At 41.0% G+C, this 24,953-nt stretch carries 23 protein-coding genes; 7 read left to right on the plus strand and 16 right to left on the minus strand.

The window, feature by feature from the left end:
• Position 1: 1 nt before the first annotated feature.
• The 12 genes from CYP84_RS08005 to galE are packed head-to-tail and all read right to left on the minus strand — an operon-like array spanning position 2 to position 14,643.
• Positions 2-2,101, minus strand: a complete 2,100-nt coding sequence (locus CYP84_RS08005; protein WP_103637193.1) for an STT3 domain-containing protein — start codon at positions 2,099-2,101, stop codon at positions 2-4.
• Positions 2,094-3,218: an N-acetylgalactosamine-N,N'-diacetylbacillosaminyl-diphospho-undecaprenol 4-alpha-N-acetylgalactosaminyltransferase gene (gene pglJ / locus CYP84_RS08010; protein ID WP_103637194.1), complete on the minus strand. Its 1,125-nt coding sequence runs from the start codon at positions 3,216-3,218 to the stop codon at positions 2,094-2,096. Before pglJ ends, CYP84_RS08005 begins: the two co-directional genes overlap by 8 nt.
• The gene (locus CYP84_RS08015) at positions 3,215-4,258 is read right to left on the minus strand and encodes a glycosyltransferase (RefSeq protein ID WP_103637195.1); all 1,044 of its coding nucleotides are present in this window, start codon (positions 4,256-4,258) and stop codon (positions 3,215-3,217) included. The genes pglJ and CYP84_RS08015 overlap by 4 nt, the downstream gene beginning before the upstream one ends.
• Positions 4,255-5,313, minus strand: coding sequence for a glycosyltransferase (locus tag CYP84_RS08020; protein WP_103637196.1), 1,059 nt, complete (start codon positions 5,311-5,313; stop codon positions 4,255-4,257). Before CYP84_RS08020 ends, CYP84_RS08015 begins: the two co-directional genes overlap by 4 nt.
• Complete coding sequence (locus CYP84_RS08025; RefSeq protein ID WP_103637197.1) at positions 5,310-6,242, minus strand: glycosyltransferase family 2 protein; 933 nt, start codon at positions 6,240-6,242, stop codon at positions 5,310-5,312. The genes CYP84_RS08020 and CYP84_RS08025 overlap by 4 nt, the downstream gene beginning before the upstream one ends.
• Positions 6,243-7,004: a glycosyltransferase family 25 protein gene (locus CYP84_RS08030; protein WP_103637198.1), complete on the minus strand. Its 762-nt coding sequence runs from the start codon at positions 7,002-7,004 to the stop codon at positions 6,243-6,245.
• Positions 7,005-8,522 carry an MATE family efflux transporter gene (locus tag CYP84_RS08035; RefSeq protein ID WP_103637199.1) on the minus strand — a complete coding sequence of 506 codons (1,518 nt, stop codon included), beginning with the start codon at positions 8,520-8,522 and terminating at the stop codon, positions 7,005-7,007.
• Positions 8,522-10,651 carry an STT3 domain-containing protein gene (locus CYP84_RS08040; RefSeq protein ID WP_103637200.1) on the minus strand — a complete coding sequence of 710 codons (2,130 nt, stop codon included), beginning with the start codon at positions 10,649-10,651 and terminating at the stop codon, positions 8,522-8,524. Before CYP84_RS08040 ends, CYP84_RS08035 begins: the two co-directional genes overlap by 1 nt.
• An 8-nt stretch (positions 10,652-10,659) precedes the next feature.
• Complete coding sequence (locus tag CYP84_RS08045) at positions 10,660-11,892, minus strand: nucleotide sugar dehydrogenase (RefSeq protein ID WP_002939912.1); 1,233 nt, start codon at positions 11,890-11,892, stop codon at positions 10,660-10,662.
• Positions 11,889-12,332: an ecotin gene (locus CYP84_RS08050; protein WP_103637201.1), complete on the minus strand. Its 444-nt coding sequence runs from the start codon at positions 12,330-12,332 to the stop codon at positions 11,889-11,891. The genes CYP84_RS08045 and CYP84_RS08050 overlap by 4 nt, the downstream gene beginning before the upstream one ends.
• Complete coding sequence (locus tag CYP84_RS08055) at positions 12,329-13,651, minus strand: UDP-glucose dehydrogenase family protein (RefSeq protein ID WP_103637202.1); 1,323 nt, start codon at positions 13,649-13,651, stop codon at positions 12,329-12,331. The genes CYP84_RS08050 and CYP84_RS08055 overlap by 4 nt, the downstream gene beginning before the upstream one ends.
• Positions 13,652-13,659: 8 nt before the next feature.
• Positions 13,660-14,643, minus strand: a complete 984-nt coding sequence (galE, locus tag CYP84_RS08060; RefSeq protein ID WP_103590479.1) for a UDP-glucose 4-epimerase GalE — start codon at positions 14,641-14,643, stop codon at positions 13,660-13,662.
• A 195-nt stretch (positions 14,644-14,838) separates the two neighbouring features.
• On the opposite strand from galE, the gene CYP84_RS08065 reads away from it, so the two are divergent.
• Positions 14,839-15,879: an LLM class flavin-dependent oxidoreductase gene (locus tag CYP84_RS08065; protein WP_103637203.1), complete on the plus strand. Its 1,041-nt coding sequence runs from the start codon at positions 14,839-14,841 to the stop codon at positions 15,877-15,879.
• Here the strand turns inward: CYP84_RS08065 and CYP84_RS08070 are convergent.
• The 4 genes from CYP84_RS08070 to CYP84_RS08085 are packed head-to-tail and all read right to left on the minus strand — an operon-like array spanning position 15,876 to position 19,392.
• The gene (locus CYP84_RS08070) at positions 15,876-16,724 is read right to left on the minus strand and encodes a DNA ligase (protein ID WP_103637228.1); all 849 of its coding nucleotides are present in this window, start codon (positions 16,722-16,724) and stop codon (positions 15,876-15,878) included. The genes CYP84_RS08065 and CYP84_RS08070 overlap by 4 nt on opposite strands.
• The gene (locus CYP84_RS08075) at positions 16,724-17,302 is read right to left on the minus strand and encodes a DNA-3-methyladenine glycosylase I (protein ID WP_103637204.1); all 579 of its coding nucleotides are present in this window, start codon (positions 17,300-17,302) and stop codon (positions 16,724-16,726) included. The genes CYP84_RS08070 and CYP84_RS08075 overlap by 1 nt, the downstream gene beginning before the upstream one ends.
• Complete coding sequence (locus CYP84_RS08080; protein WP_103637205.1) at positions 17,303-18,361, minus strand: NAD-dependent epimerase; 1,059 nt, start codon at positions 18,359-18,361, stop codon at positions 17,303-17,305.
• A gap of 20 nt (positions 18,362-18,381) precedes the next feature.
• Complete coding sequence (locus tag CYP84_RS08085) at positions 18,382-19,392, minus strand: 3'-5' exonuclease (RefSeq protein WP_103637206.1); 1,011 nt, start codon at positions 19,390-19,392, stop codon at positions 18,382-18,384.
• 63 nt (positions 19,393-19,455) lie between these two features.
• Here CYP84_RS08085 and waaC point away from each other — a divergent pair, with 63 nt between their 5' ends.
• From waaC to CYP84_RS08115, 6 genes are read left to right on the plus strand one after another with little or no spacing between them, the layout of a single operon-like run.
• Positions 19,456-20,430: a lipopolysaccharide heptosyltransferase I gene (gene waaC / locus CYP84_RS08090; protein WP_103637207.1), complete on the plus strand. Its 975-nt coding sequence runs from the start codon at positions 19,456-19,458 to the stop codon at positions 20,428-20,430.
• Entirely contained in the window at positions 20,423-21,316 is an 894-nt protein-coding gene (locus CYP84_RS08095) for a lipid A biosynthesis lauroyl acyltransferase (protein ID WP_103637208.1), read from the plus strand. Before waaC ends, CYP84_RS08095 begins: the two co-directional genes overlap by 8 nt.
• Positions 21,310-22,014, plus strand: coding sequence for a glycosyltransferase family 2 protein (locus CYP84_RS08100; protein WP_103637209.1), 705 nt, complete (start codon positions 21,310-21,312; stop codon positions 22,012-22,014). The genes CYP84_RS08095 and CYP84_RS08100 overlap by 7 nt, the downstream gene beginning before the upstream one ends.
• A complete protein-coding gene (gene rfaQ / locus CYP84_RS08105) occupies positions 22,011-23,081 on the plus strand; it encodes a putative lipopolysaccharide heptosyltransferase III (RefSeq protein ID WP_103637210.1) in 1,071 nt (356 codons plus the stop codon). The genes CYP84_RS08100 and rfaQ overlap by 4 nt, the downstream gene beginning before the upstream one ends.
• The gene (locus CYP84_RS08110; RefSeq protein WP_103637211.1) at positions 23,078-24,151 is read left to right on the plus strand and encodes a glycosyltransferase family 4 protein; all 1,074 of its coding nucleotides are present in this window, start codon (positions 23,078-23,080) and stop codon (positions 24,149-24,151) included. The genes rfaQ and CYP84_RS08110 overlap by 4 nt, the downstream gene beginning before the upstream one ends.
• Positions 24,148-24,945, plus strand: a complete 798-nt coding sequence (locus CYP84_RS08115) for a polysaccharide deacetylase family protein (RefSeq protein ID WP_103637212.1) — start codon at positions 24,148-24,150, stop codon at positions 24,943-24,945. Before CYP84_RS08110 ends, CYP84_RS08115 begins: the two co-directional genes overlap by 4 nt.
• The last annotated feature ends 8 nt before the right edge of the window (positions 24,946-24,953 follow it).

The raw sequence follows: 24,953 nt of genomic DNA on the forward strand, positions 1-24,953 counted from the left end.
TCTACCTCTTTAGCCTATAAACTTTTGCTGCCCCATCAAGTATGACTGGCTCAAAGACCTTAGGATCATATCTTTCAAGCACGAAAAGCTGGATGTAGGCGCTATTTAAAATACTCTCATCAAGGATGATGAATCTGCCATAATCCCTCATATAAATGACAGAGATATTTGACATTTCGTTATTTTTATACTCTTTTACATTTAGCTTGCCAGCCTCGTTGTAATCAGTCTCTATGAAAGATCTTAGCGGTAAGACCTTGCCATCATAGATCAAACTTGTGACATCGCTTGTTAGAGTAAATCCACCACTTAGCCTAATGCCCTTTTCGCTTTGCGATATCGCTCTTGTGGTGACAAAAAGTCCGTTGTTTAAATTTTTACCGCTTTTTAGATCGATCTTACTAAACTGCAAAATGGTCGGAAAGATGCTAAGCATCCTATCTGGCAGGTAATAATATATCTCTCTGCTCTTTGCTGGCAGGCTAAAATTTGCCTCTTTTATCTCTCTAAAAAACTGATCAATGCTTAAATTTCTATCTTTTAAAATTTGAGCTAAGTTGCCATTAAAGTGCTCTTTGAAATTTCGCTCCGTATACTCAACATCAAGCCTTGCCATATTTGCCGAGCTCATCTCATCGCTCCCGAGCGCAAAACTCACGGCAAAATTTTCACGCCCAAGGTGCTTTCCGCCGTCAATTAGCGTCTTAACATCGCTGTAATATCTAATCGGATATCCATAGTCCCACCACGCAACCACGTAGTCTTCGCGTCCTGCGATGCTTTTTAGCTTATTTAAAATTTCAACCTCTTTATTTACAAAGACTGGCTCAGCCTTATAGCCATAGATGTGAATGAGCGCTGGAGTAAGCACAAGAGCCGCTATGAACGCTCTTATGAGATTTAAAACAGCCTCTTTTAGCTTTAAATTTGCAAGTATAAACTCCACCAAATAGCCAAAGCCAAGCGCCATGATAGGCACAGCATAAATGGTAAATCTAAGGCCGCTTTTAAAGGCTAAAAAGCCAAGTGCCAGCATACCAAGCGATACGGCAAATGAGCGGTGTTTGTAGCAAAAAAGAGCAACACCAACAAGCGAGATCAAAAATGTGATGACATTTGCGCTGATCCTCTCGCAAAATAGCGTAAAATCAACGACGCTTGACTCTTGGATAGTTTGATTGACATTAAAAAAATGAAAGCTCATACCACCAACTTCAGGCGCATCTCTAAAGACGTAAAATTTAAGTTGAAAGATTATCGGATTTAGCCCGCCACGGATAACAAAAACGACAAAGATAATCGCCAAAATGCCAAGAGTAATTTTTAAATTTATCACCTCTTTTTTAAACAGGCAAAGTGCGTAAATAGCGATAACAGCGATAAATTTAAGAGTTAGATCAAGGTTTGAGATAGCAAGTAAAAGCAGAGAAATTTCAAGGTAAAAAAGTGGATTTTTCCTATCAAAAATGAGCGTGTAGAGTAAAAATAGTCCAGTTAAAATGCTAATAAGCGAAAAGGCGCTCATATACCACCACATATAGATAAGCACGCTTAATGGTGCTATTATCAGGCTCTTTGCGTCCTTTTTCTCAAGCACTCTAACAAGCCCCCAAACGACAAAGACGCTAAGAGTGATGATGAGCATGTCAGTGTCGTAGTAACCAGCCATCGTGCGGTTGTAGTAGCTATTTGCAATCACTGCAAGAAGTGCAGCGATAAAGCCAGCCATTTTTGCTTTGTATTCATTTGCGATCAAGATAACAGGCACAGCCACAAGCGATGAGAAAAATACGCTCATATAAATCATCGCCGTCTCGAGCTTGACGCCCAGAAATTTCACGATCCAGTAAGTAAGTGTCGAGAGTGGATAGCCGTAGTAGCTAAGGTCGTTTTCTTGGTGAAAGCCAGCCAGCATATCCCTTGCGCCCTCGGCAAATGCGTAGCCGTCGTTTGTGCTGATCATCAGCTCGTTGTTCCAGAAAAATACCGGATACTCGCTCGCCCAAAAGACCCAATAAAGCCTGCAAACCATGCCAAAGAGGACTGCGACAAATATCATAAGGTATAAAGAGTAATTTTTAAAAAACAAATTTCTATTCATTAGGATTTTCCAAAAAATTTATAAGCTCGCTCGCTATATTTTCACTATCAAAAAATTTAGCCCGATTATACGCAACATTTTCAAAATTTTGCCTTATTTCACGCTCGTTAAGCACCTTTATCATCGCCTCTTTCATCGCATTTTCGTCATCAACAGGCACTAAAATGCCAAACTCGCTCTCGCCCAAAAGCTCCTTTGCGCCGCTCTTGTGCTCGGTTGAGATGATAGTTTTTTCGCACGCTAGTGCCTCAAGCAAGACATTTGAAAAGCCCTCAAAACGCGAGGCACAAAGCAAGCAAGAGGCGTTTTTTATATGCCTAAAAGGGTTTTTATCAGTGCCAAGAAGCTTTACTCGATCACCCACGCCAAATTTGTCTATCAAATTTTGCAGCTCATCTTTTAAAGGCCCTTTGCCAAGGATGCCAAGCGTGGCACGAGGGTCGCTAATGGAGGCGATTATTTTTATTAGCATGGCTTGATTTTTACCGCTATCAAGGCGGCCGATGTTTATGAAAAATGGCTTAAAGCCATCCTCAAGTGGCTCATCTTTTAGCAAATTTATAGTTTTTAGATCAAGGGCGTTATAAAGCACCTTTGTTTTTGCCTCGCTCATGCCAAAATTTCGCACCAGATCCTCTTTGTTGCCAGCTGCATTTGCGAGGATTAGATCAGCCTTTTTATAAAGATGAGTGAGTAAAAATTTATTAACTCGCCCGCTTAGATCGTCTTTATATAGGATCGACGGACAGCTTCGCTCGCTGATAACCAGCCTAGCCTTTAGCCCTAAAATCCTAGCAACCCCAGCGATGTAGCATGGGCGGTTCATCAGCACAAACTGCGTGTCGATGTTTAAGCTTTGACAAAGATTTTTATATTTAAAGGCAAGCATTGGCATCGCTAAAAAGAGCCTTGCAAGCTTCTTTAGCCCGCTCTCGTAAGGATCGCTATTTTCTATAAAGTGGATTTGCACCTCGCTTGGGATCTCGTAGGCGATGACCTTGCTCATTAAGATGAGATGAACTTCATAACGTTTGACCAAAAAAGGGAGCAAATTTGCCACATTTCGCTCAGCCCCACCAGGTCCCATCGAGTATAAAAAAACGACTAATTTCTTCACTTGCTAACAACCTTTTTTATAAATTCTCGCCACTGCTTGATGATATTTTCTTTGCTAAATAAATTTGCACTTTCGCTGGCATTTTTTGCTAGTTTTTGCCTTAAATTTTCATCTTTTAAAAGCATCTCAAGCTTCTCTTTTAGATCATTGCTGTCGCCATTTTTAAAGATAAGCCCGTCCATGCCGTCATTTATAAGCTCTCTTGCACCCACAGTGTCGCTACTTAGCCTAGCGCAACCAAAAGCACCTGATTCGATTAGCACATTTGAAAGCCCCTCGCTTCGTGAGCTAAGAGTGAAAATTTTTGCCTCGCTGTAAAGGCTCGTAACATCACTCATATGACCTAGAAATTTGACGTTAAGCCCTAAATTTGACGCCATTTGCTTTAGCTCGGCCTCCTGCCTGCCACTGCCTGCGATCTTTATCTCCCAGCCATCAAGCAAGCTCTTATCTACCTTGCTAAGCGCCTCAAAATAGATATCATAGCCCTTTACCGCCTCCAGCCTTGCCACGCTTAAGATGACGTTTTGCTTCTCGCAAATTTCAGGCACGTCGATAAAAAGTGGGTTGTGGATGACCTCGCGATTTTTGGCAAATTTATAGTAGTCGTAGTCGCTTTTACTTAGCACGCTTAGGCCATCTACAAATTTATACGAAAAGTCACGCATAGCACTTGCGATTTTGCTTTTTAGGTAGCTATGCTCGTGGTGCTCTGTTGCTATTAGTTTGCTCTTTAGCCCCAAATTTGCCAGCACACAAGCGACATTTGTCCAGTCGATAAAGCTCATTATGAGATCAGCCCTTTGCTCCTTAAAAAGCGCTCTAAGGGCGAGTATTTTTTTAAATTTCAAAGCCAGCCCAGAGCCAGTGACGTTAAGGTTTATGATCTTTATTTTTTCATTAAATTTATAAAGTCCAAGGTCCTCTTCAAGCAGGGCGATAGTGATCTCATTGTCTTTGCAAAGCTCATTTGCAAGTACATTTAGTACGCGCTCAGCTCCGCCGTTTCTAAGCGCGGCGATGACAAAAAGAATTTTCACTTCACACCTCCAAGTCTTAAAAGCTCCAGCCATTTTTTATAAATTTGCTCCACGCTAAACTCATCAAGCCTAGCTCTTGCATTTTTAGCAAATTCGCCCATTTTTGCCTCATCTTGCAGCATTTTTGCAAGCTTTTCGCTCATCTGCCCAGCATCATTTATCTCGCAAAGCAAGCCATCAAAGCCATCTTTTATAAGCTCTTTTGCCCCGCTAGTTTTTGTCGCAACCCGCACGCAGTCATAGTTTATCGCCTCTATCAATGTGTTTCCAAGACCCTCGAAATTTGAGCAAGAAAGCAGCACCTTTGCTATTTTATAAAGCGAGGCGATGTCGCTTACATTGCCTAAAAACTCCACCTCTACACCCAAATTTTTAGCTAAATTTTCTAAATTCAGCCTCTCGCCGCCATCTCCAGCGACAGCAAATTTATAGCCACTTTGCTTTAAATTTGCAGCCACTCTTATAAACATTTCGCAGTTTTTTATCTTATTTAGCCTGCCAACAAAGATGATTAAATTTTCTTTATCAAAGCTCTCGCTTCGCACCTCTTCAAAGAGTGGGTTGTAAATTTTCATCACATTTTTGCAAAATTTCGAGTAATAGCCAAGATCCTCGTCGCTTAAGACACTAAGTGCGTTTGCAAATGGATAGCTAAGGCGTCTTAGCACCTTAAAAATGGCTCTTTTTGGCGCAAGGTAGTTTGTGTGCTCACTTATGATTATAGGCGTTTTTAGTCCAGCTGAGCTAAAGAGCACCAAGGTATTTACGGCGTCTAAAAATGATATCACAGCGTCAAATTTGCCCTCTCTTATGAGCGCTCTTAAGGCAAGCACCTTTGAAACTCTCTTTTTTAAATTTCCAACCAAGCCAAGCTCGTCAGCCCCAACGCCTAAATTTATGAGCTTCACGCCACTTGCCAGCTCGTAAAATGGCTCGTCCTTGTCAAATTTAACAAGGCTTACCTCGTGATCCATGCTAAATCTTGATGCGATCACCGCGCAAACTCGCTCTGCACCGCCACTTCTAAGCGTTGATGTGACAAATAAAACCTTCATACGCCAAACCTTTGTTTTATCTTTACTCTAAACTTTGAAAGTGCTGGTAAAAGCCCGCTTGGAAGCGGGCTAAGCAGTAAGAAGATAAGCGCTTCTTTACTAAATTTAATGCTTAAACTTTTAAAAATACAGCTTAGCATCAGCCCATATTCGCCTGCTATTTTGGCGTAGTAAGCGGCGTTTTTATACTGCATAGCTAGAAATTTTGGCTCATTTTTTATAGCGATATCGTAATGCAAATTTGCTGTTTTTATATAGGCGTTTGCGACGTTTAACGCGTGTTTGCCAGCATTTAGCGTCGCACTATCGCTTCTTGCGATGCGGTAGATGTAAAGTGGCTTTTTAATATAGAAGACATTTTTTTCAAAAAAGCGGATGTAAAGCTCATTTTCGCCACCAAAACTGCTCTCATCAAATCTAAAGCCGTCTATAAATTCACGCGAAAAAAGTTTAAAATACTCGCCATTTATCCGCCCGCAGTGATAATCAACCTTGCTCATCGCCCCACTCTTGCTATATGGGCTTCTACCAGCCACGACCTCGGTCATCATGCCATCTTTTTCGCAGATAGCGTCTGCAAAAACGCACGAATACTCGCCACTTTTTAAAATTTCATAACACTCTTTTATAGCATCTGGCAAAAGCTCATCGTCATCGTCAAGCAAGCAGACAAACTCGCCTGTTGCGTTATCAAAGCCGTTATTTTTGTTGCCATTTGGGCTTTTTTTGTGAGTGGTGTTTTTTACAAATTTGATCCTTGCGTCGTTAAAACTCTTGCAAATTTCGCTTGCACTCTCGTCATCGCCGTCGTCAGTTACAACTATCTCTAGGTTTTTATAGCTTTGAGCTAGAGCGCTTTTTATGGCCTTTTGCAAAAGCTCTGGACGCTTGTAAGTCGCAGTTACGATGCTTATTAATGGCTCACTCATTTAGCCCCTTTTAAAAATTCTCTCATAACCTTGAAGCTTTTCAAGGCGTGAGAAAAGTATAAATTTAATTGTTTTTATATAGGCCTTTAAATTTGCACTGTATCCCCTCTCAAGGCGCTCGCCCTCGATGTTTGAGCCGCTTAGATCAGTTGGGTGTGCAAAAAGGTCGCAAAAATACATCTGCATGCCATTAACGCCTAGCAAATACTCCCAAACATCGGTCGTACAAAGCGCATTTTTGTGAATTTCAAGCAAATTTTTAGCGCTTTTTTTAGTTAGCACATAAGCCCCTGCTCTATAAATGCTCGAAAATGAGTGCTTTGAAACCTGCCAAAGCGGCTTACTTAGGCTAGTATCCACCTTTTTGCCAAAGGCGCTAAACCTGCCTTCTAGCCCATCTTGCATGCCACATATCAGCACGCTGTTTTCAGGCATCTTGCTAGCTGCCAAAAAGGCCTCTTTTATCGCTAGGTCACCCCCTATCACGTCATCTTCAAAGATGAGGGCAAATTTAGCTTCACTCGCCAAAAACGCCTCGTAGGCTTTTACGTGTGAGAGCGAACAGCCAACCTCTGCTGGGCTTAGAACCTTACCGTAAGCTTTAAATGATGGCGAGATGATCTTGTAATACTCTCTCGCATTTAGCTCCCTGCCATCAACTGCGTCTATTAGATTAAAGCTATCATAAGAGCTAAATTTTTGCTGTAAAAGCTCGCGCCTTTTGGTATCTTTTGCCAAAGAGATCAGATAAATTTCATTCATTTAAGACCTTTTAAATTTTTTTAAAATTTTACGCCAAACTATGCCTTGCTCGAAGGCATTAAAAAACAAAAAATATCCCAAAATATAAGCTGCGCCAGCGTAGATCGCAGCAAAGATAGCAAATTTTAGCCAGCTATCTAAGCTCACAAAGTCCTTGCAGGCAAACATCGCAAGCACGCAGAGCGCAAAAACGGCTAAATTTTTAAAATAAACTCCGTAAAACGTGGTGAGCTTCACCTCTAAATTTAAAGCAGCATTTATAAGGTCAAAGCCAAGAATTCTTATGCTATAAAAAATGGCTGCGACGATGACGATGCCATAAACGCCGTAGTCACTAAATTTAAGCAGTGCGATCTGCGCTATGATCGTGCTAACGCCAAGGATAGTGTTGGCAATGGCTGGGCGGCGAAGCTTGTTTGTCGCGCTATCAAGGTTAAAAAGCGAAAAAACAAAGCTTATAAAGACGATCGGCACAAGCGTGATCATCGAGACATTGTAGATAAATTTGACCTCATCAGCACTTTTAAACGGCAGCCAAAGCGTATAAAAATCAAGCCCAAAAACGACGAAAAATGCCGCCGGAGCGCTCATCACAAAGGCGATCACCTTCATCGAAAATTTAGCCTCTTTTATGAGGTCCGTGATCAAATTTTTAGAGTAAAGCTCGACAAATTTTGGTGCAAAGATACCGCTAAGCTGCGCCACAAAGCTCTCCAGTATGATAGGAGCGGCCTTGGCGACTGAAAGAAGGCCAGTGGCGTTTGCATTTACAAAAATGTTGCAGATAAATAGGTCCATGCCTGTTAAAAGTATGCGATTTAGCGCATTAAAGCTATTCCAAATGCCAGAGCTTAGAAGCTCTTTGATCTTAGAAAAGTCAAATTTACTAAGGCTAAATTTTAACTCTGGCGTGATGCGAGCTGACATAAAAATGGTGCTAAAAAAGACAAAAAGACTAGCAACTAGCGCTGAAATGGCGATATATGAGATAAATGGCTTAAAAAAGAAAAAGAGCGCCACGATGAGAGCTGCTAGGATTGCGCTTGAGATGGCGTTTCTGATGGAGAGTAGATAGAGCTTGTTTGTCACAAACGCACAAACCGTCAAAACGCCGTTAAATAGCCCAACGCAGAAATTTATAAAGTAAAAAACAAGGGTCATTCTCACGTCAAAGAGTAAATTTTCAGGGACATTTAAAAAGCTTTGCAAATTTAGTATGAAAACAGAGCTAAGCACCACGACAACGGCGCAAAAGAAGATATTTACAACAAGCACTGATGAGTAGTAGGTGTTTGCAAGGCTTAGGTCTTTTTTGTGCCACGCATGAGCGACAAAGCGCCCGCTAACCGAGTTTATGGCTACACTTACGACTGCTGCATAGCTAACGATGGCGTTGCTAAGTCCTACAAAGCCAAATGCCTCATTGCCAAGGCTTTTTAAGATAAATGGCGTAAGAAAGAAATTTATGCCCATTGACACGACAAAAACGACGATCGAGCTTATTAGATTGATTAGCATTAGACTTTTAACCTGTAAATTTTTACGCCACTTGAGATGACAAATGGCTCAAAGTATCGCTCATCTGCTCGCTCAAATATAAAAAGCTGCACAAGGGCCGAATTTAAGGCATTTTCATCAACTAAAACCACGCGTGCATAGTCCTCTAAAAATAAAACAGAAATTTTCGCCTTTTCGTCGATAGTTTTCTCGTCTATTTGTAGCTCTTTGCCAGAGCCTTTTATCTTATAAAAGGACTTTACGGCTACTTTTTCGCCGTTTTGTGTGATAAATTTTGGCTCTTTTAGCGGTAAGACATAGCCATTTCCAAGGTCTATGCCTGCCTCGCTAACGCTATTTATAGGGCTAATGTAGTAAAAAAACTCCTCTTTTGGCCGCTCACCGCTCATAACATCGATATAGCTATATCTAAAGATGTTTGGAGCGATATCTATCATGTCTGGCACAAGATAGTAAAAAACCTCTTTTTTTGCCGCTGGCAGAGTAAAATTTGCACTTTCAAGCTGGCTTAAAAAGAGGTTTAGATCACTTGTGTTGTGTTCTTTTAAAATCTCTTCAGCAAGTCTAGTATTTTTATCAAGCGAGATGTCGCTATACTCGCTCACTACTCTAGCTAGCTTGGCCGAAAATGCCTCATCTTTTCTTGATGCAAGGCTAACAAAATAGCTGTTCTCGCCACCTTGCCTGCCAGGATCATTTAGCGTCTTAACATCAGCAAAGTACCTTATCGCATATCCATAATCCCACCATGAAAGCACGTAGTCATCGCGCTTAGCAGCTTTTTTTAACTGATCAAGTGCCATTGCCTCATCGTGCGTGATCAAAGTATGAGGTCTATAAGAGTAGGCGATCTCTAAATTTGGATCAAGCGCAGCAGCTGCAAAGATAAAAAAGGATAAATTTTTAAGAGAATTTCTAAGGTCAAATAAATTTAAAAAAAAGTGTAAAAAATACCCAAACCCAAGTGCAACAAGCGGCGTTATATACATAGCAAATCTAACTCCACCAAATAGCGATAAAGCGCCAAGTCCAAGCAGTGGCAAGCTAAGTAAAAATGGGCGAAATTTAAAGCAAAGCGCCAGATATCCAATCACTGCCGCTAGCAAAATAAGGATATTTCCAGCCATGAAATAGACAAAGTATAAAGGGCTAGCGCTTTTTACCTCATCAATTAGCGTGTATTCGCTTATAAAGTGAAATTTACTTGCAACCTCTGAACTGCTTTTTAAAATGTAACTGCCAATCTTTGAGATGATAAGATCAAAACCACCAAAATAGATAAAAATAGCTAGCATAATAGCTAGAAAAATGCTTAAAATTTTGGGTGAAAGTAGTTTTTTATATTTGCAAAAAATGGCGTAAAATGAAGCAATAACCGCTAGATTTAAAATCAAAATTTTATTTGCGATGAGTGGATCTTTTGAAAAAATATTGAAGCCAACGATGCTTATAAACATAAAAAATATCGTTTGGTAGTTTTCTATCCTGCTTCGCATAAAAGCAAGCGTGTAGAGAAAAAAGACAAAAATGATGCTTAAAATAAGAGCATAAGAGCTTTGATACCACCAAAGATAAAGCGATACAAAAACTCCAGGCAAAACGATAAATTTTTGTTCATTTGCATTTAAAAGTCTGATCAAAAGATAGATGATAAAAAGCGCAAATGTGACATTTAACATATCGCTATCAAAGTAACCAAGCGACGTTCTTACAAGATAGCCTGGCAAGATAACGCTCATAAATGCCGCCACAGCTCCAGCTTTTAGGGCTTTAAACTCATTTGATATCAAGACGACTGGAAGCGTGATAAGTGGTGCTAAGAGCGCGCTCATATAAAACATCACGCTTTCTATCTTGAAAGGTAAAATTTTGCAAATATAAAAAACTATGGTTGAGATTGGGTGATTAAAGGGGCTAAAGTCATTTTGCTGATGAAAGCCAGCCAGCATATCTCTAGCGCCCTCTGCATAATAGTATGCGTCATTTGTAGTAAGCATAAATTCGCCATTGAAGTAAAACTCTGGCATATCCTTTGCCCACAATACCCAAAGCATCCTAGCCGCAAATCCAAACAGATAAGCAGCCAGAAAGATAAGTAAAATTTTACAATTTACGCTTACTTTGTGCACTAAATTCCTTACAGCCTAGCGTCAGCCTCTGGGTAGATATTTTTTATATCATAAACCAAGTGGCCTTTTAGGTTGAGCTTTTTAAATTCATTGTGAGCTACGGCGATCACGATGCAGTCGTAGTCGTCTAGGTTATACTCTTTTACTAGATCAAAGCCGTACTCATGTTTTACCTCAGCGCTATCAGCCCAAGGATCAGTCACATCGACCTTGCAGCCAAAGTCTTTTAGCTCATCAACCACGTCTATAACGCGAGAATTTCTTATATCTGGGCAGTTTTCTTTAAATGTCATACCAAGAACAAGCACGCGCGCTTTGTTGATAAGTACACCTTTTCTTATCATTAGTTTTATCACTTGATCGGCTGCATATCTGCCCATATCATCGTTGATTCGGCGACCTGCTAGGATCATTTCAGGGTTGTAGCCTACCTCTTGAGCTTTGTGAGTTAGATAGTATGGATCTACGCCGATGCAGTGACCGCCGACTAGACCTGGGCGGAAATTTAAGAAATTCCACTTAGTACCCGCGGCCTCAAGCACGTCTATGGTGTTGATGTGAAGCTTTTCAAACAGCATCGCAAGCTCGTTTATAAAGGCGATGTTGATGTCGCGCTGAGTGTTTTCGATGACCTTTGCGGCCTCTGCCACTTTGATGCTTGAAGCTTTGTGAGTGCCAGCTGTGATGATAGAGCGGTAAATTTCATCGACCTTGTCTGCGATCTCTGGAGTTGAGCCACTTGTGATCTTTTTGATCTTTGTAACAGTGTGCTCTTTATCGCCTGGGTTTATGCGCTCTGGAGAGTAGCCGCAGAAGAAGTCTTTGTTAAATTTAAGCCCACTTTTTTCAAGAAGTGGCACGCAAATTTCTTCTGTAACGCCTGGATAAACGGTGCTTTCATAGACAACGATGTCGCCTTTTTTAAGCACTTTTGCCACGCTCTCAGTCGCTTTTACCACTGGGGTTAGATCAGGGCGTTTGTTCTTATCTATCGGAGTTGGGACGGTTACGATGAAGAAGTTGCAACTTCTGATGTCATCTAAATTTAGGCTAAATTTCATGCCATTATCGATCGCTTTTTTCATCTGCTCGTTGCTAAGCTCAAGCGTTCTGTCATAGCCACTTTTAAGCTCTTCTATACGTTTTGCATTTACGTCAAAGCCGACTACTTCGTACTTTTCACTAAAAGCTGCTGCTAGTGGAAGTCCCACATATCCAAGTCCTACTACTGCTATTTTCATTTCTCTTTCCTTTTTAAAATTTTTGGTTTTATTATTTCTACACGTTCATAAATTCTTATCTCTGCGCCCACGCCTTGTGGGGTTACGATCTTAATGGGGCTAATGCCAGGCAAAATTTGAGTAAATTCATAATAAATTTGCCTCTTTTTATTTTTGCCATTGCAAGGCTTAAGCGGTTCATCATCTGCGCTAAATTCATAATAAACCCCGCTTTTATCCTCTTTTTTATCTAAGCCTCCGCCCTCTAGCATAGCAAATTCGCAATCCGTTTGCACCTCTTTAAAAAATGAAGCTTCATATTTAAAATAATCATTCGGTATCTTTGAGACGGGCAACTCAAAAACCTGTTCTTGCGTCTTTGCTTCACTTTTGCCTGCCTCATCGCTAGCAAAAAGCACAAAAGGTAGCAAACAAGCTATGAGAGATAAAATTTGCTTCACGCTTTGACGCCTATCTGAAAATACTTAAATCCATGCTCGGCTAAAATTTTAGCGTTATACTGGTTGCGTCCGTCAAATATGACGGCATTTTTTAGCCTCTCTTTGATCTCCATAAAATCAGGCGATCTAAACTCGCTCCACTCTGTCACAAGCACCATAGCATCGGCGCCATTAAGAGCGTCATATTTATTTTTAGCATATTTCACATCTAAATTTGGCATATATTTTTTAGCTTCTTCGCTCGCTTTTGGATCGTAAGCGACTACTTTTGCGCCAGCCTCGTCTAAAAGCTTTATCAAAGTTAGCGAGCTAGCCTCTCTCATATCATCGGTATTTGGCTTAAACGCAAGTCCCCAAAGTGCGATTGTTTTGCCCTTTAGATCGCCGCCAAAGAAGTTATAAATTTTATCAAAAAGCACTCTTTTTTGAGCCTTATTTCTTGACTCGACCGCGTTTAAAAGCTCTGGTTCAAAGCCATTTTGTCTAGCTGTGTAGATGAGTGCCTCGACGTCCTTTGGAAAGCAGCTACCGCCATATCCGCAGCCTGGATAGATAAAGCTATATCCGATCCTTGAGTCGCTGCCGATGCCTTTTCTTACTAAATTTACATCAGCGCCCACGCGTTCGCAGATATTTGCTATCTCGTTTATAAAGCTTATTTTGGTTGCTAACATCGAATTTGCAGCGTATTTTGTCATCTCGGCTGATTTTACGTCCATGCAAATGAGCCTATCGTGATTTTTCATAAATGGCTCGTAAAGCTCTCTCATCACGCTAAAGCCCCACTCGCTGCTAGCTCCGATAACTACGCGATCTGGCTTTAAAAAGTCCTCAACAGCCGCGCCCTCTTTTAAAAACTCTGGATTTGAGACGACTTCAAATTTAACCTCTACATTTCTCTTTTTAAGCTCAGCCTCGATCACCTCATGCACCTTAGCTCCAGTGCCCACTGGAACGGTTGATTTATCGACTACGATTAGCGGTTTGCTTAAATTTTCTCCGATTGACTTGGCAACTGAAAGCACATATTTTAAATCCGCCTGTCCATCAGCGCCCATAGGTGTGCCAACTGCGATAAATAGCACATCTGCATGCTCTAGCGCCTCAGTTATCTGCGTGCTAAATTTAAGCGAGCCATTTTTATAGCACTCACTCACGATATCAGCAAGCCCTGGCTCATATATAGGCACGACGCCATTTTTTAGCGCTTCGATCTTTTTGCTATCAACATCGACGCAGATCACGCTGTTGCCCATCTTAGCAAAACATGCACCACTCACTAGTCCAACATATCCGGTTCCGATTACTGCTATTTTCATGCTTATCCTTAAATTCTTTTTTCCCACTCAAGGGCAGTTTTTATGATGAGCGCTAGATCGTCTCTTTTTGGCCTCCAACTTGTTAGTGAGCGTAGTTTGCTTGCGTTTGAGATGAGGATAGCTGGGTCGCCGTCCCTTCTTGGCGCATTTAGCACTTTAAAATTTACTCCACTTACTTTTTTTGCAGTCTCGATGACCTCTTTTACGCTAAATCCCCTACCATATCCCACGTTAAAAGTTTCGCTACCATTTTGACTGATGTAATCAAGTGCGCTGATGTGGGCGTCTGCTAGGTCGCTAACGTGGATGTAGTCTCTAACGCATGTGCCATCTTTTGTCGCGTAGTCATCGCCAAAGATACCCATGCTATCGCGCTTGCCAAGGGCTGTTTGAACGGCTACTTTGATAAGGTGCGTGGCGTTTGGATAGTTTTGACCGATAAGCCCCTCCTCGTCTGCACCTGCGACGTTAAAATAGCGCAAAATCGCAAATTTGAAATTTTCATTTGAAGCGGCATAGTCTTTGATGATCTGCTCGCTCATTAGCTTGCTTCTGCCGTATGGATTTATCGGGTTTGTAGGCGTTGTCTCGCTCACCTCCGCCACGTCTGGCTCGCCATAAACTGCGGCAGTTGAGCTAAATATAAATTTATTTACATTGTAAGTTTTTGCGTATTTTAGCACCCTTGCGACGTTTGCGGTGTTGTTTAGATAGTATTTTAGCGGTTCGCTCATACTCTCAAAGACCTCTATAAACGCTGCAAAATGGATGATCGCATCAAATTTGCCATTTGCGAAAATTTCACTTAGATCATCTTCTAAATTTGCATTTATAAATTTAAAATTTCCTATCTTTTGGAGTGCCTCAAGTGCTTTTTGTGAGCCCTTGCAGAGATTGTCGATGATGGTTATCTCATCTTTGCCTTGCTTTAAAAGTGCTTTTACTACGTGGCTGCCGATGTATCCAGCTCCACCTGTTACTAAAATTTTCAAGTTTAAGCCTTTCATTAAAAGTGTGTAATTTTATCAAAAATAGAGTAAAGCAAAAGTAAAGCAAGGTTAGTTTTTAAATTTTGCTTGAAGGCTGCGTGGATAGGTCTTTGCCTTTATAAATTTAAAATAGACTTACAATTTATTTTAAATTTAATCTTTATAATCTCTCATCTACAAAATAAAAAAGGATAAAAAATGAATGTCTCGATCTTAAATTTACTACCGATAAAACAAGGCGGTGACGCAAAAGAAGCCATAGATGCAGCCGTTAGACTAGCTATTTTTGCCGAAGATATCGGCATAAAGCGCTACTGGGTCGCAGAGCATCACAACATGAGAAATTTAGCAAGCTCAGCCACGCAGCTCATCATCGCGCACATCTTAGAGCATACAAAGAGCCTGCGTGTAGGCTCTGGCGGCGTGATGCTACCAAACCACAGCCCCTACTCCATCGCCGAGCAGTATGCCACTCTTGAGACGCTATTTCCAAACCGCGTCGATCTTGGGCTTGGCAGAGCTCCAGGGACTGACCAAGAGACAGCTGCAGTGCTTAGACGAGGCGCAAGAGAGGTGGAATTTGATATGCAAATAAACGAATTAATGGACTATTTTAACGCCAAAAGAGCCGTAAAAGCCTATCCAAAAGTTCAAAATTTTCCGCCTATTTACATACTTGGCTCAAGCATATATAGCGCATACGTGGCGGCTGAGTTTGGCCTGCCTTATGCCTTTGCGTCGCACTTTGCACCACGTGCGCTAGAAAAAGCGGTAGAAATTTATCGTCAAAATTTCAAACCATCGCCCTTTTTAAAAGCGCCCTATGTCATCGCAGGAGCAAATGCGATAATAGCCCAAAGTGACGAAATAGCGAAGAGTTTGGCAACTACGCAAACGCAGTTTTTCTTAAACGTAGTAACTGGCGAAAAAGAGTATTTGCAGCCACCAAAAAGGGATAACGACGAGGTCTTTGCCATGGTTGGCAAAACGGGCATAGAAGCTCCACATTTTGGGCCGATCGACTTTAGAAAAATAGAGCTAAAAAATAGAGAAAGAAGCGTCACAGAAGAGATGATGGCGTGCTCTTTTATAGGCTCAAAGCAAAGCGTTAAAGAGCAAATTTTAGAGTTTCAAAACAGACTTGAAGTCGATGAGATCATGGCTCAAAGCTTTATCTTTGATGAAAGGGTGCAGCTTGACTCTTTTAGGGCGTTAAAAGAGATTGCGGACGAAATTTAATCCTCTCTGACCCTTAAAAATATAGGAAATCTTGGCTTGCCATTGGCGGTTAAATTTTGAAATTTATATGTGATGATAGAGCCTATCTTTGGTGGATCTTGACGGTTTTTATCGCTTAGTCCTGAGCCTATTTTAAAGATAGTGCCCTCTTTTGGCTCGCCAGCTTTTTCTTTATCATCTTTGCCTCCAAGTGCCTTGCAGGTAAGCGAACCGGCAAAATTGGCGTATTTGCCGCTGCCTTTATTTACGGCGATAACCTCACACTCGGCGTCTTTAAATTTCTTAAATTTGAGCGCATTTTTACTTCGTTTTCGCTCGTATGGCGCATTTGGCTCACGCACCACAGCTCCTTCGCCGCCATTTAAGATAATCTCCTCAGTAAATTTTAAAAATTGAGCGTTATCGCGCATTTTTATCTGCTTTATGATGATTAAATTGTCATTTGGCTCATTTTTTAGAAATTTAGCCAAAATTTCCAGTCTGGTAAGTAGTCCGCCGCTCGCCTCTGGCACGTCAAAAATGTGAAATTTAAGCCTGCCCCACGCCTTTTCATCTGGCAGCTTATCCATCACGCTTGCTTGAATCTCTTCAAATTTAAGCTCCTTTGCATAAAGCTCACCGTCAAGTGCAAATTTAGGGAAATTTTTAGTAAAACTTAGCGGTGCATTTAACTTTTTGCCCTGCCTTGAGAGCAAATTCTCTCCGTCCCAGTAGGCACGCACGCCATCAAACTTCTCGCTAGCTAGCCAGCCACTGACGTTTTGATCTTTAAATTCGCTAAGGCGCAGCAGTTCAAGAGAAAATGCAAAATTTAAAAGCACCAAAAGTGCAAAAATTATTCTAATCAAGCCTTGTACTTACAAAAACAATAGTCCATATGATCATCCACCACGCCCACGCTTTGTAAAAAGGCATAGGTGCTAACAGAGCCTAGAAACTTAAACCCTCGCTTTTTTAGCTCCTTTGCCACAAAGTCAGACATCGGCGTAGTTGCCGGCACTTGTTTGATATCTTGATAGTGATTGATGATCTGTTTGCCGTCAAATTTGGGGTCAAATTTCTTTAGCAAATGCCCCCACAAATAGTCATAAAAGCTGCCAAATTCTTGCGTTACGGATAAAAATGCAAGGGCGTTTGTGGCAAGCGATTTTAGTTTTAGTCTATTGCGTATTAGCCCTTCGTTTTGCATAAATTTAGCTATCTCAGCCTCGCCATAAAGCTTGATCTTTTCAGGATCAAAGCCGTCAAATGCAGCTCTCATAGCCTCTCTTTTTTGAAGCACTCCATGCCACGAAAGTCCTGCTTGAAAGCCCTCCAAAACTATCATCTCAAAAAATTTTCTATCATCTTTTATGACTTTGCCCCACTCATTATCGTGGTAGGCTATATCAATCTCGCCCTTGGCCCACTCGCAACGTCTCATTTAAATTTTGATCCCGTAAAACTCGCTATACCACTCGACAAATTTAGCCACGCCGTCGTTTACTTTTGTGTTTGGCTTGTAGTCAAAGTCAGCCACCAAATCACTCACATCTGCAAATGTCGCTGGGACGTCTCCTGCTTGAAGTGGGAGAAAATTTTTCTTGATCTCACGGCCGATCTTTATCTCAACTGCCTTGATGTAGTCCATGAGCTCGACTGGGCTGTTGTTGCCGATATTATAGACCTTAAACGGCGCCTTTGAGGTGGCAGGATCTGGGTGCTTTGCGTCCCAAGCTGGGTTTGGCTTAGCAGGGTTGTCGATGCACTTAATAATGCCCTTTACGATGTCGTCCACATAGGTAAAGTCGCGCTTCATCTTGCCGTAGTTAAAGACGTCGATGGTTTTATCTTTAAGTGCCGCATCAACAAATAAAAATAGCGCCATATCAGGGCGTCCCCATGGTCCATAAACCGTAAAAAAGCGAAGTCCAGTCGTTGGCACGTTAAATAGGTGGCTATAAGTGTGCGCCATCATCTCGTTGCTCTTTTTAGTCGCTGCATAGAGGCTTATAGGGTGATTGACCCCCTCGTGCGTAGAAAATGGCATGTTTTCATTTAAGCCATAAACCGAGCTAGAGCTTGCATAGACTAGGTTTTTGATCTCATTGTGGCGGCAGCACTCGAGGATGTTCATAAAGCCTGTGATGTTGCTGTCGATGTAGGCTTTTGGGTTTATGAGCGAGTAGCGAACGCCAGCTTGTGCGGCTAAATTTACCACTACATCAAATTTTTCTTTAGTAAAAAGCTCTTTCATCGTCTTTTCATCAGCAAGGTCTGCTTTTATAAATTTTAAATTTGCATGTGTTTTTGAGGTGATAAGCTTGCCGTAGTCTATCTCGCTCACGTCAAAACCAGCCGTTTTTAGGCGTGCAAGCTTTAAATTTACGTCGTAATAGTCATTTATCACGTCATATCCAACAACCTCATCTCCGCGCGCCACAAGGGCATTTGCAAGGTGAAATCCTATAAATCCTGCTGTTCCAGTTACTAAAATTTTCATATTTTTCCTTTCATTTTGGCTTATTCGTCGTCTAAATTTATCTCAGGCACTTTCTCTTCAAAAAGTGTCTTACTCTTTGGCTCTTTTGGCTTTAGATCGCTTGCTTTTTTAAGCAAACCGCCTAGCATATCGCGGTTTAGCTCCTCTTTGCTAATCGGCCTTACATCATCAAATTCGCTAAATTTCAAAGCCTCTTTATCTACCTTTATCTCGTAGTCTAGCTGTCCGCTAAACCTTGCTAGCTCGTCGCTTATCGCAGAGCAAAAGACCTCACTATATCCCATGTGAGCGCAGTTTTTAGCTAGAAATTCACTCATCACATTTAGGTGATTTATGTAGTCATCTTGCAAGATATTTGCCTGCAAAAGCTCAAATTTCAAAAAGAGCCAGTATGTGTTGAGCACGTCGCTTTCGCAGTATTCGTTTATCTTACCAAGCTCGCCTGCGTAGTAAAGTTCAAGCACCTGATCGCCGTGCACGTCGTATTTACCTGGTAAATTTAAGCTAGCACAAAGTGTATCAAGCTTTAGCCCTCTAACACTTCCAAAATCGCTTATAAAATCAAGCAGATCAAGGTGAAATTTAGGCGAATACCTTGCCCTATAATTTTCCCATTTATTTTTGTTTAGCTCTTTGTTCTCGCTCTCGTAATAAGCCGCCGCATTTAGGTTGTATCGCATCGCACGCACCATTATCATCGGCAGGTCAAAGCCACGGCCATTAAAGCTAACAAGCCTTGGGTTATAATCATTTATAAATTTTAAAAATTTAGCGATGATCTCACGCTCGTCCTTACCCTCCATCGTGCTAACTTTTAAAAATTTGCCGTACTCATCGGCCATCACCGCAGAGATCGCGACCACTCTATGAAACATCACAGGCAAAAACTCACTCCCACTGGCCTCTTTTTGCAAGGCCATCGCCTGCACGCTCACATCTTCGTCGCTCCCATCGATGCCGTAAATTTTTCTTATCAAATTTGCATCAGGTATCGTCTCGCAGTCAAAGACACAGATGTAACTTTTCGCCATTTTAGCCCTTTTTTAAGCATTTTTTTTTAAAATCATACCAAAAATTTATATTTAAAGTAGCCAATGCAAGATAAAAATCAACTAAAAATAGCCATCGTCAAGCTCTCCGCTCTTGGGGACATCGTGCACGCAGCCATTGTGCTTCAGTTTATCAAAAAGCACTGCCCAAATGCTCACATCACATGGCTCGTTGATGCCCGTTTTGCAAGCCTTTTAAAAGATCATCCCCTAATCGACGAGCTAGTCGTTTTGCCGCTTAAAGAGAGCTTTAAAAAAAGCTACAAGATCATAAAAACGCTTGGCAATTTTGACAAGATCATCGACTTGCAAGGGCTTTTTAAATCAGCCGTCGTCGCAAAACTACTTGGCAAAGAAATTTACGGCTTTAGCAGAGAAAGCGTCAAAGAAAAGATTGCAGCCAGGCTTTATAGGCATAAATTTAAGATCGACTACAACGAAAATATCATAGTTAGAAACCTAAGCCTTGTTGGATATGCTCTAAATTTTGGCTTTGATAGAGGTGAAATTTTAAAAAAATCGCCCTGCTTTGAAATTTGCAAAAAATTTAAAAATGAAAGCGACAAAAAACGCGTATTGATCGCTGCTTTTGCAAGTGAAGAGAGTAAAATTTATGACAAATTTAAAGATGTGATCAGACTGCTTGATGGTTGCGAAATTTACCTTTGCTACGGGAGTGAGAGCGAAAAGACAAGGGCTGAGACGATCATTTCAGGCACCTCTGCAAAACTGCTTGAAAAGCTAAGCATAAAAGATATGATAGATTTTATCGCGAGCTGCGATCTAGTAATCGGCAATGATAGCGGTCTAACACACCTTGCATGGGCTGTAAATAGGCCTTCTATCACGCTTTTTGGCAACCGACCAAGCCACCGCAATGCCTACGTCACGGACAAAAACTTAGTTGTTGATATGGGCAAGCAAATAGATGCTAGAAGTATCGATAAAAACGACTTTTGCATAAGAGAAATTTACCCTGAAACGGTTGCAAATTTCGCAAAAAGGCTGCTAAATGGATAGGCTCTATCTAGCTGGCTTTTATACTTTGAAATTTCTTATATTTATAATGCCAAGCTCGCTTCAAAACATGCTTGCTAAATTTTTAGCATTTGCGTTTATGAAGCTTAAAAAAAAGCGTTTTCATGTCGTGATGACAAATTTAGACCTTGCATTTGGCGAGACAAAAACTAAAGAAGAGAAGCTAGATATCGCTAAAAAATGCTACTACAACTTTGCAAAATATCTTGGTATAAATTTCATCCTCAATCAAAACACGACAAAGCAAAAGATACTTAAGCAAGTTGTTTTTAAAAATGAGCACTTTTTGCTTGATGCGATGAAGTCTGGTCGGCCTATCATCGTCACAACGGCGCATTTTGGGCAGTGGGAGATATTTGGCCTAGCTGTCGCAGCTCATTTTGGGCCATCTTCAGTGCTTGGCAGAAAGCTTGATAGCAGCGTCATGGATAAAATTTTAAGAGCAAACAGATCGCAGTTTGACGTGGAGCTCATCGATAAGGATGGCGGCGCAAAAGATATCTTAAAAGCGCTAAAAGCTAGGCGGATAGTAGGAATTTTAGTCGATCAAAACACGGCACCAAAAGAGGGTATAAAGGTGCAGTTTTTTGGCAAAGATGTGCTTCATACGCCAGCGGCAAGCGTGCTAGCGCAAAAGACAAATGCTTTAATCATAAACGCATTTATCTACCAAAAAGGTGAAAATTTAAATGAAATTTGCTTTGAAGAGCCAATAGATATAAGCATGTTTGACAAAGAAGATGCCGTGCAAAAAGTGACGCAGATGCAGTGCAGTGCGTGCGAAGAGATGGTTAGAGCAAGGCCAGAAGAGTACTTTTGGTTTCACCAAAGATTTAAGAGATTTTACGAAAATGAGTACAAATGCTAAGCGTTGTCATTTTGACTTTTAATAGCGAAAAGTACCTAAAAGAGGTGTTAGAGAGCGCTAAATTTGCTGATGAGATAATCGTGGTTGATAGCGGCTCAAAAGATAACACAAGGCAAATTTGTGATGGCTTTAGTAATGTGAAATTTCACGAGCAAGCTTGGCTTGGATTTGGCGCGCAAAAGCAAAAGGGCGTGGATCTAGCCAAAAACGAGTGGGTCTTTGTGCTTGATAGCGATGAGGTGATAACAGGCGAGCTTAAAAAAGAGATTATTAGCACGCTAAAAGAGCCTAAATTTATGGCTTACAACGTTGCTAGACTAAATTTTTTCTTTGGCAAAGCGATAAAAAACATGGGGCTATATCCAGACTACACGGTGAGGCTTTTTAACAAAAATTTTGCCAAATTTGATGGCAGAGCTGTGCATGAAAAGGTCGTTTTAAATGACGGCTCGCAAAGGCTTGGCGCGCTTAAAAATCACTTCTTGCACTACGCGTATGAGAGCATCGAGCAGTTTATCGCCAAGCAAAATCGCTACTCGAGCATGGGCGCAAAAAGAAATTTGCTAAAGGCGCTTACAAGCCCAACTTGGACATTTTTTAAGCTTTACGTGCTAAAAGGTGGCTTCAAAGAGGGCTTTGCTGGCTACGTTATCGCTAGACTTTACGCCCAGTACACATTTTGGAAATATATAAAATGAAAATACTTGTGATTAAATTTAGAAACATCGGCGACGTGCTTTTAACAACACCGCTCATTGAAAATTTGCACCACTACTACCCAGACGCGACCATCGACTTTGCCCTAAACAAAGGCACAGAAGCGATGATAGAAGGCAATCCTTATATAAATAAAATCCACATTTATGATAGGCAAAGTGCAAATTCTGGTTTTTTTAAAAAGCTAATGACCGAGCTAAAATTTATAAGAGCTATCAAAAAAGAGAAGTACGATATGGCGGTGCAAACGACCACTGGAGACCGCGGCGTCATCATCTCAAAATACGCCAAGATAAAAAAAATAGTTGGCTTTTTAGGCAAGCACAAGGCGATAAACAAGCTTTTAAGCGTAAAGGCAAAATACTACGAAAATTTCTCTCATACGGTTGATCTAAATTTAAACGCGCTAAGGGCTTTGGGCTTTGAGCCGGTTAGCAAAAAAGTGAGCGTCTTTTCAGATGAGAGCGTGGAGTATCTAAATTTACCAAAACGCTTTGTGCACGTGCATCTAACAAGCCGCTGGATGTTTAAATGCGCAAACGACGAGAGCATGGCAGAGCTCATCGACTACTGCGAAAATGAGCTTGGCGTAAAGGTCGTGCTAACAAGTGACAACAAAGAAAATGAGCTAAATAAGCTTGCAAATGTGCTAAAAATTTGCAAAAGCGAGCCTATAAATTTAGGTGGCAAGCTAAGCCTCAAACAAATGATCGCCCTCTCAAAGCGCTCAAGTCTCTTTATCGGCGTCGATACTGCCATCATGCATATAGCCGCAGCAAATGACGTACCTGTGATCGCCTTTTTTGGCCCAAGCAATGCTTTTGAATGGGGACCTTGGGATAATAGCTTGATGCAAAATGGCTACACAGCGCAAAATGGCATCCAAAGCATGGGCAAGCACATCGTATATCAAAAGGACTGGGACTTTGTGCCTTGCGATAAAGAGGGCATAAAAGAGCACGGCATCGAGAAGACTTTAATGGACTTTAGCGATGAGATGAGGCAGATAAAGACGAAAATAAGATCAAATTTGGAGCTAGTGCAATGAACATTCTCCATACGCAGACGCTTTTTAACTGGGGTGGCGAGCAAAACAAGACGCTAAATGAGATGCGTTTCATGCGTGAAATGGGTCATGAAGTGATGCTCTTTTGCAACCCAAATTCGCAGATCGAAAGCATCGCAAAAGAAGATGGATTTAAGGTCATCACGCACGAGATGAATAAGAAAAATTTTCATAAAAGCGTGCCAGCACTTTGCGAAGTGATAAGATCAAACAACATAGATGTCGTGATCACACATGGCTCGACTGATAGCTGGGTCGGCGCCATAGCTGGGCTTTTTTACCGTAAAAGAGGCGTTAAATTTTATAAAGAAAGACACAACCTTTTCCCTATAAAGGGGTTTGTTTCTAAATTTATGCATAAAAAGCTTTTTGACAAAATTTTATACATCTCAGGTAGCGTCAAAGAGTATCTCCTAAGCATCGGCGTTAGCGAAGATAGGCTCTTTTTTATGCCAAGCACGGTTGATGTCGAAAAGATTGATAGCACAAAAAGCACTTTTAGAGATGAGTTTCATATCGCCAAAGATGAGCTAGTCATCGGTACTTTCACCTCACTTTACCGCAAGAAAGGGGTCTTTGACTTTGCAAGTGCCGCAAAAGAAATTTTAAAGACAAAGGATGCGACTATTGTATTTTCTGGCAACATTAGTGATGGCACAAAAGAGCAGATCGCCTCTATGTTTGATGAAAAAGATAAGATCGTCTTCACTGGCTTTAGAAATGACGCAGCAAATGTTATAAAAAGCTTTGATATCTATGTATTTGCCTCGCACTCTGAGGGGCTTGGCACAGTACTACTTGAGGCGATGAGCTCAAAGGTGCCAGTCGTGGTCTATGATAATGCCCCAATGAACATGCTGGTTAAAGATAAAGAGCGTGGGCTTTGTGCTAGAAATTTAGATGAAATTTCGCTAAAAGAGTGCATTTTAGAGCTGATAAATGAGCCTGAAAAAGCCAAAATTTACTCTCAAAACGCCTTTAAATTTGTGGATGAAAACTTTAGCCACAAGGCACTAAAAGAGGCTATAAGAAATTTACTGGAGCAAAAATGAACTACCCAGTTTGCGTGCTAACGATGCACCACTGCAATAACAATGAAAATGACTTTGCCATTAAGCCAGAGCTATTTAAAAAAGCGCTTCTTATGGCACTTGACGAGGGTTATCAATTTATAAATTATGGCCAGTTTAAAGATATCGTTGCTGGCAGGTCAAAAGCCTCCAAAAAGAGCATTTTGCTAACTTTTGATGATGGATATTTTGATAATTACAAATTTGTATATCCCATCTTAAAAGAGCTAAATATCCCAGCCGTTTGCTTTTTGATAACAGATAAGATCAAGGATTTTAAAAGGCAGGATTACAATTTTTCGTTTAAAAAACACAAAGAGATCGACTACGACAATGATGCGGAGTATTTTTTAAATTTAGATGAGATCAGGCAGATGCAAGAGAGTGGGCTCTTTGAGTTTGATAGCCACACAGCGAGCCACTTTTCTTGCAGAAGTGACGATGAAGCAAAGCTAAGAGAGGAGTTTTCTAGCTCGCTTGCTAAGATAAAAGAGCTATTTCCAGAAAAAAGAGAATTTGGCTTTTGCTTTCCAAAAGGGCATTTTAACGAGCTTTCGCAAAGGATAGTTAAAGAGTATTACGGCTTTGCTTTTAGCGTGATAGATGGTGGATTTTGCATGGGAGATGATAAATTTAAGATAAGACGTATCGATATCTCAAACAACGCAAAGAGCGAGAGCGACTACATTTTTAGGATCAAAAAGAAGCTTTTTATCTATTCGACCCCTTTTATAGGCAAAATTTACTCAGACTTTAGAAATAGAAGCTTTAAATAGCGCTTAGT

This window comes from Campylobacter concisus, from assembly GCF_002912425.1.
Taxonomy (GTDB): Bacteria; Campylobacterota; Campylobacteria; order Campylobacterales; family Campylobacteraceae; genus Campylobacter_A; species Campylobacter_A concisus_AH.

Coding starts and splice junctions, on each gene's coding strand:
- CYP84_RS08005 (WP_103637193.1), bottom strand. CDS start 2,101: ATGAATAGAAATTTGTTTTTTAAAAATTACTCTTTATACCTTATGATA.
- CYP84_RS08020 (WP_103637196.1), bottom strand. CDS start 5,313: ATGAAGGTTTTATTTGTCACATCAACGCTTAGAAGTGGCGGTGCAGAG.
- CYP84_RS08025 (WP_103637197.1), bottom strand. CDS start 6,242: ATGAGTGAGCCATTAATAAGCATCGTAACTGCGACTTACAAGCGTCCA.
- CYP84_RS08030 (WP_103637198.1), bottom strand. CDS start 7,004: ATGAATGAAATTTATCTGATCTCTTTGGCAAAAGATACCAAAAGGCGC.
- CYP84_RS08035 (WP_103637199.1), bottom strand. CDS start 8,522: ATGCTAATCAATCTAATAAGCTCGATCGTCGTTTTTGTCGTGTCAATG.
- CYP84_RS08045 (WP_002939912.1), bottom strand. CDS start 11,892: ATGAAAATAGCAGTAGTAGGACTTGGATATGTGGGACTTCCACTAGCA.
- CYP84_RS08055 (WP_103637202.1), bottom strand. CDS start 13,651: ATGAAAATAGCAGTAATCGGAACCGGATATGTTGGACTAGTGAGTGGT.
- CYP84_RS08065 (WP_103637203.1), top strand. CDS start 14,839: ATGAATGTCTCGATCTTAAATTTACTACCGATAAAACAAGGCGGTGAC.
- CYP84_RS08075 (WP_103637204.1), bottom strand. CDS start 17,302: ATGAGACGTTGCGAGTGGGCCAAGGGCGAGATTGATATAGCCTACCAC.
- CYP84_RS08080 (WP_103637205.1), bottom strand. CDS start 18,361: ATGAAAATTTTAGTAACTGGAACAGCAGGATTTATAGGATTTCACCTT.
- CYP84_RS08085 (WP_103637206.1), bottom strand. CDS start 19,392: ATGGCGAAAAGTTACATCTGTGTCTTTGACTGCGAGACGATACCTGAT.
- waaC (WP_103637207.1), top strand. CDS start 19,456: ATGCAAGATAAAAATCAACTAAAAATAGCCATCGTCAAGCTCTCCGCT.
- CYP84_RS08095 (WP_103637208.1), top strand. CDS start 20,423: ATGGATAGGCTCTATCTAGCTGGCTTTTATACTTTGAAATTTCTTATA.
- CYP84_RS08100 (WP_103637209.1), top strand. CDS start 21,310: ATGCTAAGCGTTGTCATTTTGACTTTTAATAGCGAAAAGTACCTAAAA.
- rfaQ (WP_103637210.1), top strand. CDS start 22,011: ATGAAAATACTTGTGATTAAATTTAGAAACATCGGCGACGTGCTTTTA.
- CYP84_RS08110 (WP_103637211.1), top strand. CDS start 23,078: ATGAACATTCTCCATACGCAGACGCTTTTTAACTGGGGTGGCGAGCAA.
- CYP84_RS08115 (WP_103637212.1), top strand. CDS start 24,148: ATGAACTACCCAGTTTGCGTGCTAACGATGCACCACTGCAATAACAAT.